The organism is Ramlibacter sp. G4-7 (assembly GCF_057784995.1).
Window position 1 is genome coordinate 54,321 of record NZ_JBYNTT010000011.1, and the last position, 17,254, is coordinate 71,574.

Consider the following 17,254-nt stretch of genomic DNA (forward strand, 5'->3'; position numbering starts at 1 on the left):
CGCGGGGGCAGCGCGTCGGCGCGCTGCGGCGGATGGCGTCGCCGTGCTGCGGACAGGCGTAGGCGCCGCCCGCTACACGGAGGTATTCAGGGCGCGTCGCCCTGACTCGCGACCTGGTGGTACACGCTGGTGATGGCGTAGCCCTTCTCCTGGATCTGGGCGCGCGGGTTGTCGATCTCGTACGGATGCAGGTGCTCGGTGGTGTCGTCCACGTGCACGTCGCGCTGGCGGGCTTGCCAGTCGACATTCACGGCCTCTTCGGGGATGGGCTGCCCCGACGGCACGATGAGATAGGAGAGCATGTTGCCCGGCTCGCTGCGGCGATAGATGTCGACGTTCATGGGCGCATTTTTTGTCGTCGTCCGCTGACGCGGCGTAGGACGGCGCCTCATGTGGGTCCTGCGCGCGGTCGGCTCGACGGTTGGCGTCGATCCCACGGCGATCCGGAGATCGCTGGCTCAGTGCGTGTGCGTCGCGCGTCCGCCGATGAGCTGGTCGAGGGTCGCGAGCAGCGCTTCGGGGTCGATCGGCGACACGAGGTAGGCATTGCCGCCCGTGTCCATGCCGTGCTTCTGGTCGTCTTCGGTCACGTACATGGCCGAAACGTACACCACGGGCAGCTGCGCCGTCGTCGGCCTGCTGCGCAGCAGCCGGCACACCTCGTAGCCGATCAGGTCCGGCAGGTGCACGTCCAGGACGACGGCCGAGACGAACTCGCACAGTTCCAGCGCTTCGGCGCCGGCGGCGGCCTCGACGACGTTGAAGCCGCCGGCCTTGAGGGCGCGGGCCGTGGCATAGCGCGTGGCCGCGTTGTCGTCCACCACGAGCACACTGTGTTGAGAACGGTCGATCATCGGCGCGCCATGCTTCAGGAGGCTTTAGTGTAGTCGGGCCGGACCTGCACCCGCCCGCAAGTTCCCGGGCCTTGGCTATGCTGGCCGGATGCACCTCGTCCAGATCCTCCTTCCGCTGCGCAGCCAGGACGGTGCCCGGCAGCCGCCCGCCTTGTTCGGGTCCGTGCGGCAGGAGCTGCTGGCCCGCTTCGGCGGCCTGACCGCATACAACAGCGCGCCCGCCCAGGGCCTGTGGAGCGAGAACGGGCAGGACGTCGATCGCGACGAGATCGTCGTGTACGAAGTGATGGTCGAGGCGCCGGACCGCGCTTGGTCGGCGGCTTACCGGACCGACCTGGCACGGCGCTTCGGGCAGAAGGAACTGGTCGTGCGGGCGCTGCCCATCGAGCTCCTCTAGGTCCTCCCCACTGCTTGCTAAGTCGCTCGGGCTGCGAGACCCGAGCGAAGCGGCGCGCTGAGCGCAACGCACGGGTCGGTGCGCCACAGCCGAGCTGGCGACGAGCGGCAGGCGGCTGGAATATGTCACGGTCCATCGTCGCGCTGATTTCGTCTTGTGTTCTCGCCACCACGCGAAATCCGTGACATTTTCTTTTGCTACGAAACGGATGCGTCCTCGACGTAGGAATCCGTAACCCAGCCGTGTAGGACGGCACGCCGCCGTCATGTCGGCAAAAACCCAGTAGTGGCACGGGCTCGGCAAATTCGCCGGTCGACTTCGCCGTGAAAAAAAACACGCGTAGCTATCCATTCCCGCGCTACAGCGACGAACGGTTGCGCGAAACGGCCGGGCTACAGTCGTGTTCATCGAAGGCTCAGCCGTATGGGAGTACGGGCGGGACCACATCCCAACCAGCAAGAACCGTAGAATGAAAAGCATCCTCAGCATCTGCACACTCTTCTCGATCGCCCTGGCCGGTTGCGGCGGCGGAGGCGAATCTTCCACCGGTCCCCAGGTCAGCTGCGCGACGAGCGCCGACTCCTGCAGCGCTCTGGGCACCAGCAGCGTCTCGGGCGCGGCGACTTCGGACCTGGCGACCGCGACCACCGTGGTGGCGGCGGCCGGCGGTGCGGCCGCTTCGGGTGGCGCGGCGGCGGCCGCCGGCGGCGGCAAGCCGGCTCCCGTGCCCGCCGCTCCGACCGATATCGTCATGGGGAACTGGCCCATGACCATGCTGCAGACGGGCTACGACAACGCCGCCTACTGGTTGCAGGACGGCGTCTGGGGTGCCGGAACGCTCACGCGCGGCACCTACACGGGCCTGAACGGCACCCAGTACCAGCAGAGCATGGGCGTCAGCCCGACCATGGGCCCGAACGGGGAAGTCGCGGGCCGGATCAGCTGGGCGTGGCCCACCGGCACGACCGAGGTCAAGAGCTACATGGCCCTGCTCGCCGGCAACAAGCCGGGGTGGTCGAACACCTGGATCACGCCGGGTGGCTACGACGTGCGCCTGCTCAATGGCACCTCCAGCCAGGTCTATCCGAGCGGCAAGACGCCTGGATCGATCTTCCCGATCCAGCTGCCGATCGCGTCGCTCAAGTCCTCCGCGGCGTACAAGCACAACGCCGCCCCGACGGGCCGTGGCCACTTGAGCTACGACATCTGGCTGCAGAGCACGCCCGAGCAGCAGCACGGGTTCAATGCCAAGGGCGAGATCACGCACGAGATCATGATTCCGCTGGACTACTGGGGCAACTACGGCGCGTATCCGCACCGCAACCCCAGCTGGTACAGCCATGATGCGGTGATCGACGGCCGCCTGTGGCACATCTATTTCGTGCGCAACTTCCCCACCGGGCAGGCGGGGACGGGCTGGACCTTCGTGGTGTTCGAACCCGACCAGCCCGGGATCCAGCCCAGCAGCCTGAATGTGGCGTCGTTCATCAATTACCTGACAACGCGCAAGGACAAGGCCGGCGCATCCTGGGCGCAAGGCAACGAGTACCTCGTGAGCGTGGAGCTCGGCGTCGAGCCCTTCGACGGTACGGGTGACCTCACCATGCACAACTTCCGGGTCTGGAAGTAAGCAACCGGCGGGAGGGATCTCCCGCTCCATGCCCCATGAAAAATGGGCCGCTTGCGCGGCCCATTTTCGTTTGCGCTGTCGCGGCTGCGATCAGGCCAGCAGGAAGGACTCCATCACGCGCATTTCGGCGGCGTTCGGCGTCCCCTTGCCGGTGATCACGCCGAACAGGAAGCCCCCGAAGGACGGACGCGGGAAGACGTCGTTGAAGCCGCAACCGAGCAGGACCGAGTCGAACTCCGCGGTGGGCAGGGTCCCTGCGCCGGCGAGTTCCGCGTTGCCGACCCGCAAGGTCTGCGCGGTCTTCGTGGACACGAGCGACAAGGTCGTCGGCGTGTTCGGCGCCAGCGCCGTGGGGCTGCTCACCACCGTCACGTCCTGGCCACCCGAATTGACCCAACGCGCCTGCGGCTTGCCCGCCTTCAGTTCCAGTGCGGAGAAGTGCCCCCGGTCCGCGGCGCTGGCCTGGAACACGAAGCCAGACGTCGCCGCGGACGGAACGGAGAGGGCGGCGATGGCGAAGTGCGGCTCATCGAGCTTGTAGGGCATCACCGGGACCGCGTCCACGTCGGCCTGGAAGTTGACCGAGCCATCGGGGTTCGTTTGGGCCGGATGCAGCCGCTTCTTGCACCACAGGCCGAACACGTTCGGGTCCGTCAGGTCCGCGGCCTTGCGCCCACCCACCGTGCGCATGATGGGCACGGTGAACGGACCCATGGTGCTGCCGGTGTTGAACCAGTTCAGCGCGTCCATCTCGTTGCCCATGGAGGAGGCGTAGCCCGTGTCGGAGACCGCGCGGAGTTCCTGGCCGGCGGCGGCAGGCGTCCCGAGCAGCGGATCGGTATAGGCATCGTCCATGTCCCACCTGGCCGCGGAGTACTTGGCGAGAAGCGCCATCGCACCGTCGGCAAGGTTGGCGGGACTGGCGTTTGCGAACGCCACAGGGTCGGTGAGCGAATACACCTTGCGCGGCGGCGGCACGTTCGGCGCGGAAGTGCTCGCGTACGTCAGCGTGGTGACCCTGTTCGCGCCCGGCGTGAAGGTGAAGGTGTCGAACCCGTTGGCACCCGCCGGAATCGTGAGAGTGGACTTGCTGAAGGTGCCGCCGTTGTTCGAGCTCACCGTCAGCGTGACCGGCGCCTGGAGCGCGCCGCGCGCATACACCTTGATCTCGACGCTCGCGCCGCCCGGCGCCCAGCCCGGACCCGCGTCGAAGATGGCGGCCTTGAAGCTGCCGGCGATCTTCATCATGGCGCCACCCATCTGCGCTTCCACCGGCCGGTTCTGGTACCAGCCGGAGATGTGCGTGACGTGCTCCGCGCGGTGCTGCCAGTGCGAGCCGCCGGCCCAGGAAAACACCTCCACGTCGTTCGCCTTCGCGAGCGCGAGCATGTTCTCCCAGGACCGCTGCCAGCGCGGATCGTCCGTCGGCATGCCCGTTTCGGTGAGCGCAAGCGCCATGTTGCGGGACTTGGCGAAGTCGATGGCCTGCTTCAGGCGGTTCACGCCGGTCTGTTCGTCCATCGGCGCGGAGTTGCTGACGCCCGCCGTGAAATTCCGGGAGACCTGCAGGTCCCAGTCGGCGCCCTGGCCGCTGTTGGTGGAGTCCAGGTAGCAGTGCACGTCGTACACGATGCGCGGAACGTCGATCGGGAAGCCGGGGTTCTCGGTGCCCAGTCCCCACGCGCGATGCCAGTTGTTGCCGCCCAGGTAGATCGGCGTGTCGGGGTCGATGGCGCGGATGGCCTTTGCGCCGGCACTCGCGAACGTGGGCCAGATGTTGAGGTCCTGGCCGTTGAACTCGGGGGCCAGGGTCGGGTCGTTCTCCTCGACCGTTCCCGGCTTGGGCAGCGCGAACGGCTCGTTCATCATGCCGTAGCCGGCGAGGCCGGGGTGGCCCTTCCACCTCTGCGCAATGCGGGTCATGAGGTCGACGTAGTTCGCGATCGTGAGCGTCGCGCCGGCGGCCAGGGCCATCACGCGGAACCGCACCTTGGTCGCGTCGGTCGTGTAGGCGTGCGTCACGCCGGGCTGCTTCGCCAGCCCGATGACGGAGCCGTCCGGCTGGTAGACGAAGTCGGTGTAGCGGCCGTAGTTGTGCACGTCGATGATGCACTTGGTGCCGGCCCGCGCGTGCGCATCGAGGACGTCGGTGATGAACTGGGCGTAGCCGGGGTGGAAATCGCCCGGGTTGACGATGCCGAGCAGCGCGCGCGCAGCGGCGTTGGGCCTGGAGTCGTGCAGCGCAGGCTGCAGCAGTTCCCACCGGATCGGCAGGCGGGACTTCGTGAATCCGTTGTCCCGCAGGAAGGTCACGTCCTGCTGGCGCGGGACCGTGAAGTTCACGTTGGGCAAGGTGTTCGGGCCGAAGCGGATCGCGTCGCCGAGTTCCATGCTCGCCAGGTTCGTGCCGATGGCGAACTTCTGGACCAGGGGCGCTGGCGCCGGCGCCGGCCCAGGTGCGGGAGCAGGCCCGACGCCGGGAGCTGGAGCTGGTGCGCCGGGAACAGGACCTGGTGCAGGTCCCGCATCCGTGCCGCCGCCTCCGCCGCCACAGGCGGTGAGTGCGGCTGCTGCCCCCAGCGACAAAGTAAATTCACGTCGCTTCATAGTGCCTCCATAACGTTGTGCCAGCGGAGTATGGGAGCCTCTGCAATCGCGCAGGGACGAGCCGCTCGTACTCACACGGAAATTGGATCGTGTCCTACACTCGACAATTGCTTAAATCACTCGCGTGCGTGCGCACCCCGACGGTGCGGAGCGTGGATTTGTGCCACCGCACTCGGCTCGCATGTGAATGGACCGCGCAGCGAACGCACAGTGAAAACCAAGCGAACGACGGCAGCGGCTGCTGCGTCCTCTTCTTCGCACGTGCATGCGGGCGCCGCCTGCAGGCCGCGGCGATTCGCAACTTTGGTGAGGTCCTAAACGAAGGGCGGAAATTTCCCGATCGGGGAGGTTTCGTACTTGCGTGTGCGTTCCTGCGCGTCGCGCGCAGCGCGGTGCGATGACGGCCGCCGCTGCGTCAGCGCGGGAAGGCGACCAGGTGCGTGCCGCTGCTTGCTTCGAGGACCTTCGGGCCCTGGCGCAGTCCGGCGGCGATCTGGGTGGCGATGGCGTCGGCGAAGCCGGGAGCGGCCTGCGTCGACAGGTGGCTTCCGTCATAGAGAAGCATGCTTCCGCTGCTCACCACGGGGCACAACTCGTCCCGGCACAGCAGGCGGCGTCCATCGATCTCCGTGAACCTGGAGCGGTCCAGGCCCGAGAGCAGGGCACTGCGCACCGTGGTGGCCTCCGCGTAATCGCCCAGGATGGAGTGCAGGCGTCCCGCCAGCAGCTCGCGACGCTGGCGATCGAAGTCTTCCACCGTCGGGTGCGGGGTGACCAGCAGCACCCTGGAGCCCGAACGCCCGATCGCGTCGATCGTCTGGGCCAGGCGCGCCGAGAGGAACTGGGGCGGCGCAAGGGCGGGCGCGTCGCGATCGAGCAGGATCGGGTGCCCGTGGACGTTCACGTCCTTCAGGTACCAGCCGTAGGCGCTGGTGAGGATAACGTAGTCGAACTTCTCCTGCCGCATCGCCGCGATCGCGGCGTCGTTGTGGCGTTCGCAGTCCGCCGCGAATCCCACGCCCATCGTGTGCGCCTCGTTGCGGCGCGTGCCCATGATCGAGGGACAGCTCTGCTTGATGAAGAGGTGCAGTGAAATGTTCTCGCGCGCCAGCCTGCGCGCCAGGCTGACCGCGAAGGCGTCGGCATAGCTGTCCCCCCAGAGCGCGACGCGGGCGCGCGGCGCCGGCAGCCGGTAGCAGTCCTTCGTCGAGAAGTTGCAGCTGGCGTCGGTCGTCTCGACCTGCACCTCGCTGCGCATCATCGTTGCAGCCACCGCACCGAGCGCGCACATGCCGGCGGTGCTGGCGACCGCCGCCCGCATGATCCACTGGGGGCTCATGCCGGTGCGGAACGGGCGCTCCACGAAACGCCAGCTCAGGTACGCCATGACCAGGGTCAGCAGGCACAGGCCGAACATCGCGGGGAAATCGGACGCTTCGACGCCGTAGTTGCGGGCGAAGGCGAACAGGGGCTGGTGCCAGAGGTAGGCACTGTAGCTCACGAGGCCGATGCCGACGAAGGGCCGCGCGGCGAGCAGGCGTCCGGCAAAGGTGCGCGGGCCCGCGCCGGCGATGACCGCGGCGGCGCCCAGGGTCGGGACCAGCGCGAAGAATCCCGGGAAGGTCGTGGTCTTGTCGTACAGGGCCACGGCCGCCGCGATCGCGATCAGGCCGATGGTGCCGAGGAAAGGCACGTGGGCGTCACGCTTTTCCAGGTAGAAGGCCAGCAGGCAGCCGATGATCAGTTCCCACGCACGCGGGGGCAGCAGGTAGAAGGCGGGCGTGGGCTTGGCGAGCGCGAGCCACTGCGCCACGAGCAGGCTGGCTACCGCGGCAATGGCGAGCATCACCACGATCGCACGCCGCCCGAAGCGCCAGGCGATTCCCAGGAACACCGGGAAGAACAGGTAGAACTGCTCCTCCACCCCCAGGCTCCACATGTGGAGCAGCGGCTTGAGGTCGGCGTGGCGCGCGAAGTAGCTGCTGGTCTTCCAGAGATAGATGTTCGAGGAGAAGAGGGTCGTGGCGGCGACGTTGCGGAAGAAATCCTCGCGATCCTGGGGCAGCAGCCACGCGAGTGCGAACGGGATGCAGCACACGAGCATGAACATCAGGGCCGGCAGGATCCGCCGCGCACGCCGCTCGTAGAAGCGCGCGATCGAGAACGTTCCCCTGGTCTTTTCGTCCAGCAGGATGGCCGTGATCAGGTAACCGCTGATCACGAAGAAGACGTCCACGCCGACGAAGCCGCCCGCGTAGGCCGGGAAGCCGGCGTGGTAGAAGATCACCGGCAAGACAGCGACGGCGCGCAGGCCATCGATTTCGGGTCTGTGCTTCACGATCGACTCAATCAGCGACGCGCCGCTGCGTCGCGCAGCTGTCCGGCGCTCCTGTGCCCGGTGGGCACGTGCAGCGCGCGCTCGCTGCGACAGGGCAGGCCATGCGGTGCGTCATGGAAACGATCTTCGCACGCTGCAGCGCGGCCGCGTGCGGGGGGGGGCCTGAAAGAGCCACCTGCCAGGCCCCCCGAGGCTCAAGTGCTGCCTCAGAATCGGTTCATTCCTTCCCCCTTCAACGCACAGAGAGTCAGATGCGCAACTTGCTAATCACCCTGGTGCTTTGCGCTGCCGCCCAGTTGGCGTCGGCCGGTTGCCCGGCCGCGGCATTGGTGCCGCCCCAGTCCAGCCCGGCCGCGGAGCTGATCTCCTCGGCCGCCGCGCAAGCGCCCCTCAACGCGGCAACGGCCCAGCCCGGGCCCGTCATGATGCCCGCGTCCGTGCACGCCAACCCCACGCAGGTCATGGGCGCACCGCGCGCTGGGGGCGCGGCGGTGCCCGACGCACCGCCCCACGGCTCGCGGCTGGCGATGGTGCTCGCCGGCCTGGGCGTCATGCTCGTGATCGTGCTGCGCCGACTGGCCGCCGTGAACTGATGCAAGACGACCAACTGTCGCGATCGGCGGAGCGTGCGGTCAAGTGGAGCGTCGCCACGACGTTCGCACGCTTCTGCTTGCAGTTGGGTTCCCAGATCGCCCTCGCACGCCTGCTCGGTCCGGAGGTGTACGGCGTCTACGGCATCGGCATGACCGTGCTGACTTTCGTAGCCTTCCTGTCGGGCGCGAGTTTCAGCTGGAACCTCATGTTGCTGCCCAAGGTGACGGACGAGGACATCCGGTTCTCCTTCACGTGGCAGCTGCTGGCCGGCGTGGCTTGTGCCGTGGCGATGTGGCTCACGGCACCGCTGGTGGCGCGCTTCTTTGCGGATGCACGGGTGACCGAGGTCGTGCAGCTGCTGGCGATCGCCAGCGCGTTGACCGCCGCGGGCGCCACGGCCACGTGCCTGCTGCAACGCGACCTGGACTTCCGCAGCCTCGGGTTCATCCAGATCGGCAGCTACGCGACGGGCTACCTCGTCGTGGGGGTCGCGCTCGCATGGCTGGGCTACGGCGTGTTCGCGCTCGGCGCCGCTGCGATCGTGCAGGCTGCCGTCGCACTGGTCGCCACCTGTGCGGTGCGGCGCCATCCGATGCGGCCGCTGCTGAGGCACGCGGGCTCCGACACCCTGGCGACGGGCCGGATCGTCTTCTTCACGAACATCGTCAACTGGTTGCTGATGAACCTGGACCGGGTCGTGATCGGCCGCGTGCTCAACGCGCACGCCGTCGGCGTGTACAACCTGGCGTACAACGTCGCCTCCATCCCGAACACGCTGCTGGTGGGCGCGCTGCAGCCCACGTTGCTGTCCACGGGCGCGAAGCTGCAGGACGACCCCGGCCGGCTGGGCGCAGCATGGTCGACCGCGATGGCGGCGGTCCTGGTGCTCGCCACGCCTGTGGCCGTCGCGGCCGCATTGCTCTCGAACGATCTCGTCGCCTTTGTCTACGGCCCGGCGTGGGGCCAGGCCGGCTGGGTGCTCGGCGCGCTGTTCCTGTGCGTGCCTGCGTGGGCGAGCTGGGGCATCTCCACGCCTGTGCTGTGGAACGCGCAGCGCAAGTCCTCCGAATGCCTGCTGCAGCTGCCCGTGCTCGCCGTGGCGGCCCTGGCGTGGTTCTGGGCCTCCCACGAGGGCGTACGCGCCGTGGCTGCCGTCTCGGTGCTGGTGATGTTCCTGCGCGCCGCGGTCATGGTGATCGCGGTGCTTCGCAGGCTGCAGATCCGCTGGACCGGCGTGGGTGTCGCCCTGCTCAGGGGAGCCTCGCTCGCCCTGCTGTGCGGCACCGCTGTCCTGGCGGGACAGCACCTGGCCGGTGAATACGCTGCGCCGCTGGCACGCCTGCTCGCAGGCGCGGCGATGGGCGCGCTTGCGGCGCCGCTGGTCCTGCTGCTCGCGCCCCGGTGGCTCGGCCGGGATGCACTCGCCATGCTTTCGCGGATCCTCCCCTTCCTTGCCAAACCCCCTTCCCCTCTGGCCGCCGGGGCCGTAACGGGAGCGAGCTGATGACCATGCGCACACGCAACCACGAATTCCCCTCCCTGCTGCACTGGGTGCTTCCCGCGATGCTGATGGTGGTCGCCGTGACCATCCTGTTGTCCGGGCGCGTGTTGTCGCAGAACTTCGAGGACCTCGCCCGCGGACCGATGGTCATCCACCCGATCGCCGAATGGCTGCAGCGGCTGGTGTCGGTCGTGCTGATCGGGATCTGCCTGCAGCGGATCTATGCGTGGTACGCCGGCGACCGCACGGGCGGCTCGCCCGTGCTGGCGGTCGCGTACATCGTCTTCTGGCTGGGCACCGTGGGCTCGCCGGCGCTGTTCGGTGCGCACCCGCGCCTGCAGCACGATTACTTCTATTCCCTGCTGCTCGGCACGACCGCGGCGCTCGCGCAACCGCAGGAACTGACCCGCGTGGTGGAGTGGGTGCGGACGTCCCTGCTCGCCTTCCTGCTCGCCAGCGCCGTGCTCGTGGTCGCCTATCCCGAGATGGTGCTCGACTCGAGCTATACCCAGGGCGTGCTGCCCGGCGTGCCCCGCTACGGCGGGCTGGCGCCGCACCCGGTGGCCATGGGCATCTTCAGCGAGATCTTCCTGCTGTGCCTGTGGGCCTTCCCGTTCCGCCGGCGCTGGCTCAACGTCGCGGCCTGGGGCATCGGTCTGGCGACCTTGTTCTTCGCCCAGTCCAAGACCTCCTGGGTCGCCTTCCTGCTGTGCGTGCTGGTCATGTTCGCGGTGCGCACGCTGCCGGGCGTGTGGCGCCGCATGACGGACCCGAAGCAGCAGGACTTCGGCATCGTGGTCTGCACGGTCGCCATCCTCTCGGTCGCCGCGCTGGCGGGCGTGCTGCTGTTCGCCGACCTGGGCGACAAGGCGGCTGACTTCTCCTCGACGCAGGAGGGCGCGCAGTTGCTGTCGATGACGGGCCGCGACCGCATCTGGGAGATCGCCAGGGAGGAATGGCAGGCCAACCCCGTCTTCGGCTATGGCCCGGGGCTCTGGGACGACGCGTTCCGCACCAGCATCCAGATGCCCAACGCGACCAGCGCGCACAACCAGTTCTACGACACGCTGGCGCGGTCCGGCGCGGTCGGGGCGACGGCGCTCGTGATCTACGCGCTGGTGCTGCTCGGCCTGGCCCTGTCCACGGCCCGCGCCACCGGCGGACTGAGCCTGGCGCTGTTCGTGGTGATCGCGCTGCGCAGCATCAGCGAGGTGCCGCTGCTGATCTTCGGCTACGGCATGGAGCTGTTCGCGCACCTGCTCCTGATCATCACGCTGGCGGCGGTCGCGCGGCGGCAACGCGAGCCACGGGTGCGGCCGGCACGGGCGTCCATCGGCACCCCCGCATGAACTTCTCCATCGTCATTCCGCTGTTCAACAAGGCCGACCTGGTCGAGGGCGCGGTGCGCTCCGTCCTGGCGCAGTCGCTCGCCCCGCTGGAGGTGATCGTGGTCGACGATGGCTCGACCGACGACGGCCCGGCGCGCGTCGCGGCCATCGCCGACAGCCGCGTGCGGCTGGTGCGCCAGCCCAATGCCGGCGTCTCGCAGGCGCGCAACCACGGCATCGCCCTGGCGCGCGGCGACTGGATCGGCTTCCTGGACGCCGACGACTGGCACCATCCCGACCTGCTGCGCAACTGGGCCCAGGCGCATGCCAGCGTGCCGCAGGCGGACATGCTCGCCGCGGGCTTTCGCTGCATCCAGGGCATGGACGAGCCGCGGCCCTGGGCCGTCGCGGCTGTCCACCCGATCGAAGTGGTGGAGGACCTGCGCCGCCGCTGGATGAAGGACATTCCTTTCTTCACCGGCACCGTGGCCATCCGCGCGCAGCGCCTGCGGGAGATGCAACCCTGTTTCCGCCCTGGCGAGTCCTTCGGGGAAGACCTGGACCTGTGGTTCCGGGTCGCCGAAACCAGCCCCGTGGCGCTCGTGCACGCGCAACTGGCGGCCTACCGCACGGCCGTGGCCGGTTCGCTGTCCTCCCCGCGGCGCACCGAGCTTGCTCCTTTCCTGGGCCGGATGCGCCAGCGGGCGCTCGCGGGCGAATTGCCGGCCGGCCAGCGCCACTCCGCGCTGTGGTTCGTCGCGCAGCAGGAGATCACGCTCGCGCGCGAGCTGCTGGCGGCCGGCGAGCGTGCCGGCGCGCGGCGCTCGCTGTGGCGCGCGCGGTATGCGGCCTTCGGCAAACGCTGGATGCTGAGCGCCCTCATGCTGCTGCTGCCCGGTGGGGTCGCCCATCGCTGGCAGAGCTGGCGGCTATCGGCCAGCGGGGTCTATTCGCACCAGGGGGCGGCCGAATGAGCGAAGTGCCGCGTTCGAACACGCCGACCCGCTGCCGGGTCTCCGTGATCATCAAGGCCTACAACGAGGAAAGGCGCATCGAGGAGGCGCTGCGCAGCAGCCTGGCCGCCGTGGCCGAAGTCGGAGGGGAGGTGATCCTCGCCGACGGGCACTCCACGGACCGCACGGCCGAGATCGCGTCCGCCTATCCGGTGCGCATCGTGCGGCTGCTGGACGGCAAAGAGCGCAGCTGCGGCATCGGGCCGCAGATCGGCTTCCAGCACGCGCTGGGCGAATACGTCTACGTGATGGACGCGGACATGCAGCTGCGCCCGGGATTCCTGGGTGCCGCGCTGGACTTCCTCGATGCGCACCGGGACGTCGCCGGCGTCGGCGGCCGCATCGTGGAGATGAACCTGCATTGCATGGAGTACCGCGAACGCGCGCTGCGCAACGCGGCGCACCTGGCGCCGGGCGAGGTGGACCGCCTGGACGGGGGCGGGCTGTACCGGCGCGAGGCCGTGCTGCAGGCGGGCTGGCTGTCGGATCGCAACCTCCATGCGTACGAGGAGTTCGACCTGGCCATCCGGCTGCGCGCCGCCGGATGGAAACTCGTGCGCATCCCCGTCGACGCGGTCACCCATTTCGGGCACGACGCCCCGCCGTACCAGCTGCTGCTGCGCAGGTGGCGCAGCCGGTACGCGTTCGCGGCGGGCGAGCTGCTGCGCGCGGCCGCCGGGCGCCCGCACTGGTCGCTGCTGTGGCACGACCTGCGCGAACTCAAGCTGTACGTCGCGGTCGTTGCCTGGTGGCTGGTCCTGCTGTCGTCGGCCGTTTGGCCGCTTCACGGGCTGGGGCGCGCGCTCCCGACGATCGGCATCGCGCTGCTTCCCTTCCTCGCCATCGGCGTGAAGAAGCGCTCGGTGTCGCGTGCGGTCTACTCCGTCGTCTCGTGGAACGTCCACGCCGCGGGGATGATCCGCGGCCTGTTCGGCGCCCGCACGCCGCCGCAGGAGCGCATTGGCGTGGAGGTCCGGCACGGCGCGGGCCTCGCGCAGGGCACGCCGCAAGCTGCTCCGGTCGGGACCGAAGCGCCCGCCGGCGGGTCGCGGGCGGCCGCCAAGGGCCGTTTCATCTACGTGGCCTGCCCGTGGTCCCCGGGCGGCGGCGGCATGTTCAAGGTCGCGGACTACCTCATTTCCGCCCAGCACGCGTTCCAGGGCAGCGAGGCCGTCACCCTGCGGCCGCTCGACACGCGCGGGGCGGGAAGCGCCGCCGCTTCGCTGCTGTTCCTCGCACTCGCCCTGCTGCGCATCCTGCGCGGGCGGCTCAGCGGCCGGCTCGCCGGCGTGCACGTCAACATGGCCGAGCGCATGAGCCTGCTGCGCAAGGGCTTGGTCGTGGTCACCTGCTGGCTGCTGGGCGTGCCGTCGATCATCCACCTGCACGGCGAGATGCGCACCTTCTACCGGCGGCTGCCGGCGGCCGCGCAGCGGCTCACGCGCTGGATGTTCTCGCTTCCGGCGAGCGTGGTCGTCATCGGCACGACCGGCCGGCGCTTCATCGCGGAGGAACTCGGCGTTCCCGAGGACCGCATCGACGTGGTGGAAAACGGTGTTCCCGGCCCGTCCGTCGCCCCGCTGCGGGCGCAGCCGGAGGCGGGTGGCGCGCACCACCTGCTCTTCGTCGGCCGGATGTGCGATGCCAAGGGAATCGTCGATCTCCTGCAGGCGGCGGCGCTGGCGCATGCCAACGGCGTGGCGCTGCGCCTGACCTTTGCCGGCGGCGGCGACGACGTCGAGCGCTACGAGCAGCTCGCCTCCAGCCTGGGCATCGCATCGGTCACGCACTTTGCCGGCTGGTGCGACCAGCAGAAGGTGCACCGGCTTCTGGCCGAGGCGTCGGTGCTGGTGCTGCCTTCGCACGAGGAGGTGCTTCCCCTGGTGGTGCTGGAGGCGCTCGCGTACGGCCTGCCGGTCCTCTGCACGCCCGTGGGCGAGTTGCCGCACGTGTTCGAGGACGGGGTGCACGTGCGCTTCGTGCCGGCCCGGCAGCCCGAGACGCTCGCCGCCGCGCTGCAGGCGACGCTGGGCGATGCGCAATTGATGCGGGCCTTGAGCGCCAACGGACGCGCGATCTACGAAGAGAGGTTTTCCATGCCACGGTTTTTCGCCCGCATCGCACGGGTGCATGGCCTGCGGTTCGGCACGTCCGCCGGGCCTTCCGCAACACGGGCCGGCTCGGAGGTGAACGCGTGATCTCCGATGCCGAAGCGATCGAGAACGGCGCCTGCCTGCGCCCGGACGTGTGCATCGTCGGTGCCGGCGCCGCCGGCATTTCGCTGGCCCTGTCGCTGTCCGGCCAGGGGCTGCAGGTCCTGCTGCTCGAATCGGGCCGCATGCAGGAGGATGCGACCACCCAGGCGCTGTATGCCGGCGAGGTGGTCGACGAGCGCCTGCACAGCCCGCCGGACAAGTACCGGCAGCGCCGCCTGGGCGGCTCCACGGCCATCTGGGGCGGCCGCTGCGTCCCCTACGATCCGATCGACTTCGAGAAGAGGGACTGGGTCCCCGACAGCGGCTGGCCGATCGCCTACGAGGACATCGCCGCCTTCTACCCGGAGGCCAATCACCTGTCCGAGGCCGGCCGCTTCGAGTACGACGGTGACAAGCTCTTCGCTTCCTCGCCGCTGATCCGGCGGCTGGTGAGCAAGGTGGTGCTGACCAACAGCCTCGAGCGCTTTTCCTGCCCCACCCACTTCGGCGAGCGCTACGAAGGACGCTTGCGTGTCGCGCGCGACATCGAGGTGCTGCTGGGTGCGAACTGCACGCGCGTGGTGCTGCAGGCCGACGGCCGCGCCGTGCGCGAGCTGTCGGTGAGCACGCTGGGCGGCAAGCGCTTCCGCGTCGCGGCACGCAGCACCGTGCTGGCCCTGGGGGGCCTGGAGACGCCGCGGCTGCTGCTGGCGAGCCGCGACGTCGCGCCGCTGGGCGTCGGCAACGACCACGACGTCGTCGGGCGCTACTACATGTGCCACATCGCCGGCAACGTGGGCCGGCTGACGCTGTCGGGCTCGACCACGGAAGTGCAGCATGGCTACCTGCGCAGCCCGGACGGCATCTATTCCCGCCGCCGGCTGTCGATCGCGCCGCAGGAGCAACGCCGCTGCGGCCTGCTCAATGCGGTCGCGCGCCTGCACTTCCCGCGCATCGTCGACCCCGCGCACCGCAACGGCGTGCTCTCGGGCCTCTTCCTCGCGCGCAATTTCATCAGCTACGAGTACGGCAAGCGGCTGCGCGACGGCGTCGAAGGCGGCCTCGCGATGCAGGCACAGCATCTGCGCAACGTGCTGTGCGATCCGCTCGACACGGCGGCCTTCCTGGCGCATTGGGCGCTCAAGCGCACGCTGGCCGACCGCAAGTTCCCGTCGGTGATCCTGCGCAACCGCACCAACCGCTTCAGCCTGGAGATCCATGCGGAACAGGCCCCGCGGCGCGACAGCCGGGTCGGGCTGTGCGAGTCGGTGGATGCGCTCGGCATGCCACGGTTGCGCGTCGACTGGCGCTATGGGCCGGAGGACATCGCCTCCGTGCGCCGCATGCTGGACCTCATCGCGCTGGAACTGCAGCAAACCGGCAGCGGCCGGCTGGAGTACGACCCGGCCACGCTCGAGGAGGAGCTGATGCGCTTCGGTGCTTTCGGCGGGCACCACATCGGGACCACGCGCATGGGCGCCGACCCGCGCAGCAGCGTGGTGGATGCGGACTGCCGCGTGCATGGGGTGGACAACCTCTACATCGCGAGCAGCTCGGTGTTCCCGACCTCGAGCCAGGCCAATCCCACGTTGACGCTGGTCGCGCTGGCGCTGCGGCTGGGCAAGCACCTGGGCGGGCGCCTGCGTGCCCCCACGATCGCGTCCGAGCAGGAGGTGCAGGCATGAAGGTACTGGTGCTGGGAGCCTCGGGCTTCATCGGAAAGCGGCTGGTCCAGGCACTGTCCGACAGCGGCTGGGCGGCGCCCGTGGCCGCCTCCAGGAGTGCGCCGCACGACGTGCGCGCCGTGCGGCTGGACGCGATGGACGCGGAGGCCGTGGAGCAGGCCCTGGTCGGCGTGGACGCGGTCGTGAACTGCGTGGCAGGCAGCGCCGGCGCGATCTCCGGTGGCGCCGTGGCGCTGGCGCAAGCCGCGCGTCGCAGCGGCTGCAAAAAGATCGTGCATTTCAGTTCCATGTCGATCTACGGCGCTGCCGAGGGAGAGCTGACCGAGGATGCGGCCAGGGATTCCTCGATCGGCTGGTACGCCCACGCGAAGAACGCTGCCGAGGACGCGATGGCGGGATTCGCCGCCGGCGGTGGCTCCGTGACCGTGCTGCGCCCTGGATGTGTCTGGGGGGCCGGCAGCGAACTGTGGGTCGGCCGCATCGCGCGCCTGCTGCGGTCGCACCGCCTCGGCGACCTGGGCGCGGCGGGGGACGGCTGGAGCAACCTGGTCCACGTGGACGACGTGTGCAATGCCGCCCTTGCCGCCTTGCGGCAGCCGCCGGCCGAGGGAAGCATGCGGGCGTACAACCTGGCGGCTCCCGACAGTCCGCGCTGGAACGACTACTTCGTCGAGCTGGCGCTGCGCATCGGGGCGGTCCCGGTCGCGCGGGTCGGGCGCCGGCAACTGCTGGCGGATACGCGGCTGGCCGCACCGCCCCTGAAGCTGCTCGAACTCGCTTTCGGACCCGGCGGCGAGCACGCCCGGCGCGTGCCGGAGGTGTTCCCGCCCGGATTGCTGGCGTTGTTCGGCCGGCAGCTGCGCCTGTGCAGCGCGCGCGCCGAAGAGGAGCTGGGCGTGCGCTGGACGCCTTATTCCAAGGCGCTGGCAGAGGCGGTGCAGTGGTGGGTGAAGGCGCATCCCGCGCCGCGGCACGGGGCTTCGCTCGCGGCGCGCTGGTGAGCCTGCCGGCCGGGGAGGGGGCTCCCCGGCCAGGCTCCCAAGGTGCAAGGCCTACGGCCTGGGTCGCGCGCTCGGCGCGCATCGACACCCTGCGAAATGCATCGCGCCATG

Annotated in this window: 13 protein-coding genes; 9 read left to right on the forward strand and 4 right to left on the reverse strand. The window is 69.4% G+C overall.

Annotated features, from left to right (window positions below; all coding sequences use genetic code 11):
- Nucleotides 1–86 precede the first annotated feature (86 nt).
- Both AC3EGR_RS16265 and AC3EGR_RS16270 read right to left on the reverse strand, forming a co-directional pair.
- Nucleotides 87–341 carry a DUF6139 family protein gene (locus AC3EGR_RS16265; RefSeq protein WP_488547549.1) on the reverse strand — a complete coding sequence of 85 codons (255 nt, stop codon included), beginning with the start codon at nt 339–341 and terminating at the stop codon, nt 87–89.
- A gap of 117 nt (nt 342–458) precedes the next feature.
- Nucleotides 459–854 (reverse strand): response regulator, encoded by a 396-nt coding sequence (locus AC3EGR_RS16270; RefSeq protein ID WP_488547550.1) that lies wholly within the window; start codon nt 852–854, stop codon nt 459–461.
- A gap of 88 nt (nt 855–942) precedes the next feature.
- Between AC3EGR_RS16270 and AC3EGR_RS16275 the strand changes: the two genes are divergently transcribed.
- On the forward strand, nt 943–1,251 hold the full coding sequence (locus AC3EGR_RS16275; RefSeq protein WP_488547551.1) for a hypothetical protein: 309 nt from the start codon (nt 943–945) through the stop codon (nt 1,249–1,251).
- Nucleotides 1,252–1,720: 469 nt separating this feature from the next.
- A complete protein-coding gene (locus AC3EGR_RS16280) occupies nt 1,721–2,881 on the forward strand; it encodes a GH12 family glycosyl hydrolase domain-containing protein (protein ID WP_488547552.1) in 1,161 nt (386 codons plus the stop codon).
- 90 nt (nt 2,882–2,971) lie between these two features.
- Here the strand turns inward: AC3EGR_RS16280 and AC3EGR_RS16285 are convergent, their stop codons facing one another.
- Complete coding sequence (locus AC3EGR_RS16285) at nt 2,972–5,272, reverse strand: glycoside hydrolase family 5 protein (RefSeq protein WP_488547553.1); 2,301 nt, start codon at nt 5,270–5,272, stop codon at nt 2,972–2,974.
- Nucleotides 5,273–5,903: 631 nt separating this feature from the next.
- Nucleotides 5,904–7,826 carry an acyltransferase family protein gene (locus AC3EGR_RS16290; protein ID WP_488547554.1) on the reverse strand — a complete coding sequence of 641 codons (1,923 nt, stop codon included), beginning with the start codon at nt 7,824–7,826 and terminating at the stop codon, nt 5,904–5,906.
- 251 nt (nt 7,827–8,077) lie between these two features.
- Here AC3EGR_RS16290 and AC3EGR_RS16295 point away from each other — a divergent pair, with 251 nt between their 5' ends.
- Genes AC3EGR_RS16295 through AC3EGR_RS16325 form a run of 7 tightly spaced genes read left to right on the forward strand, consistent with a single transcriptional unit; the run spans nt 8,078 to nt 17,143 of the window.
- Nucleotides 8,078–8,419: a hypothetical protein gene (locus AC3EGR_RS16295; protein ID WP_488547555.1), complete on the forward strand. Its 342-nt coding sequence runs from the start codon at nt 8,078–8,080 to the stop codon at nt 8,417–8,419.
- Nucleotides 8,419–9,924 carry an oligosaccharide flippase family protein gene (locus AC3EGR_RS16300; RefSeq protein ID WP_488547556.1) on the forward strand — a complete coding sequence of 502 codons (1,506 nt, stop codon included), beginning with the start codon at nt 8,419–8,421 and terminating at the stop codon, nt 9,922–9,924. The genes AC3EGR_RS16295 and AC3EGR_RS16300 overlap by 1 nt, the downstream gene beginning before the upstream one ends.
- Nucleotides 9,924–11,270, forward strand: a complete 1,347-nt coding sequence (locus AC3EGR_RS16305; protein WP_488547557.1) for an O-antigen ligase family protein — start codon at nt 9,924–9,926, stop codon at nt 11,268–11,270. The genes AC3EGR_RS16300 and AC3EGR_RS16305 overlap by 1 nt, the downstream gene beginning before the upstream one ends.
- Entirely contained in the window at nt 11,267–12,223 is a 957-nt protein-coding gene (locus tag AC3EGR_RS16310; protein WP_488547558.1) for a glycosyltransferase family 2 protein, read from the forward strand. Before AC3EGR_RS16305 ends, AC3EGR_RS16310 begins: the two co-directional genes overlap by 4 nt.
- Nucleotides 12,220–14,460 carry a glycosyltransferase gene (locus tag AC3EGR_RS16315; protein WP_488547559.1) on the forward strand — a complete coding sequence of 747 codons (2,241 nt, stop codon included), beginning with the start codon at nt 12,220–12,222 and terminating at the stop codon, nt 14,458–14,460. Before AC3EGR_RS16310 ends, AC3EGR_RS16315 begins: the two co-directional genes overlap by 4 nt.
- Nucleotides 14,457–16,142 (forward strand): FAD-dependent oxidoreductase, encoded by a 1,686-nt coding sequence (locus AC3EGR_RS16320; RefSeq protein WP_488547560.1) that lies wholly within the window; start codon nt 14,457–14,459, stop codon nt 16,140–16,142. The genes AC3EGR_RS16315 and AC3EGR_RS16320 overlap by 4 nt, the downstream gene beginning before the upstream one ends.
- Nucleotides 16,139–17,143: an NAD-dependent epimerase/dehydratase family protein gene (locus AC3EGR_RS16325; protein WP_488547561.1), complete on the forward strand. Its 1,005-nt coding sequence runs from the start codon at nt 16,139–16,141 to the stop codon at nt 17,141–17,143. The genes AC3EGR_RS16320 and AC3EGR_RS16325 overlap by 4 nt, the downstream gene beginning before the upstream one ends.
- Nucleotides 17,144–17,254: the final 111 nt, after the last annotated feature.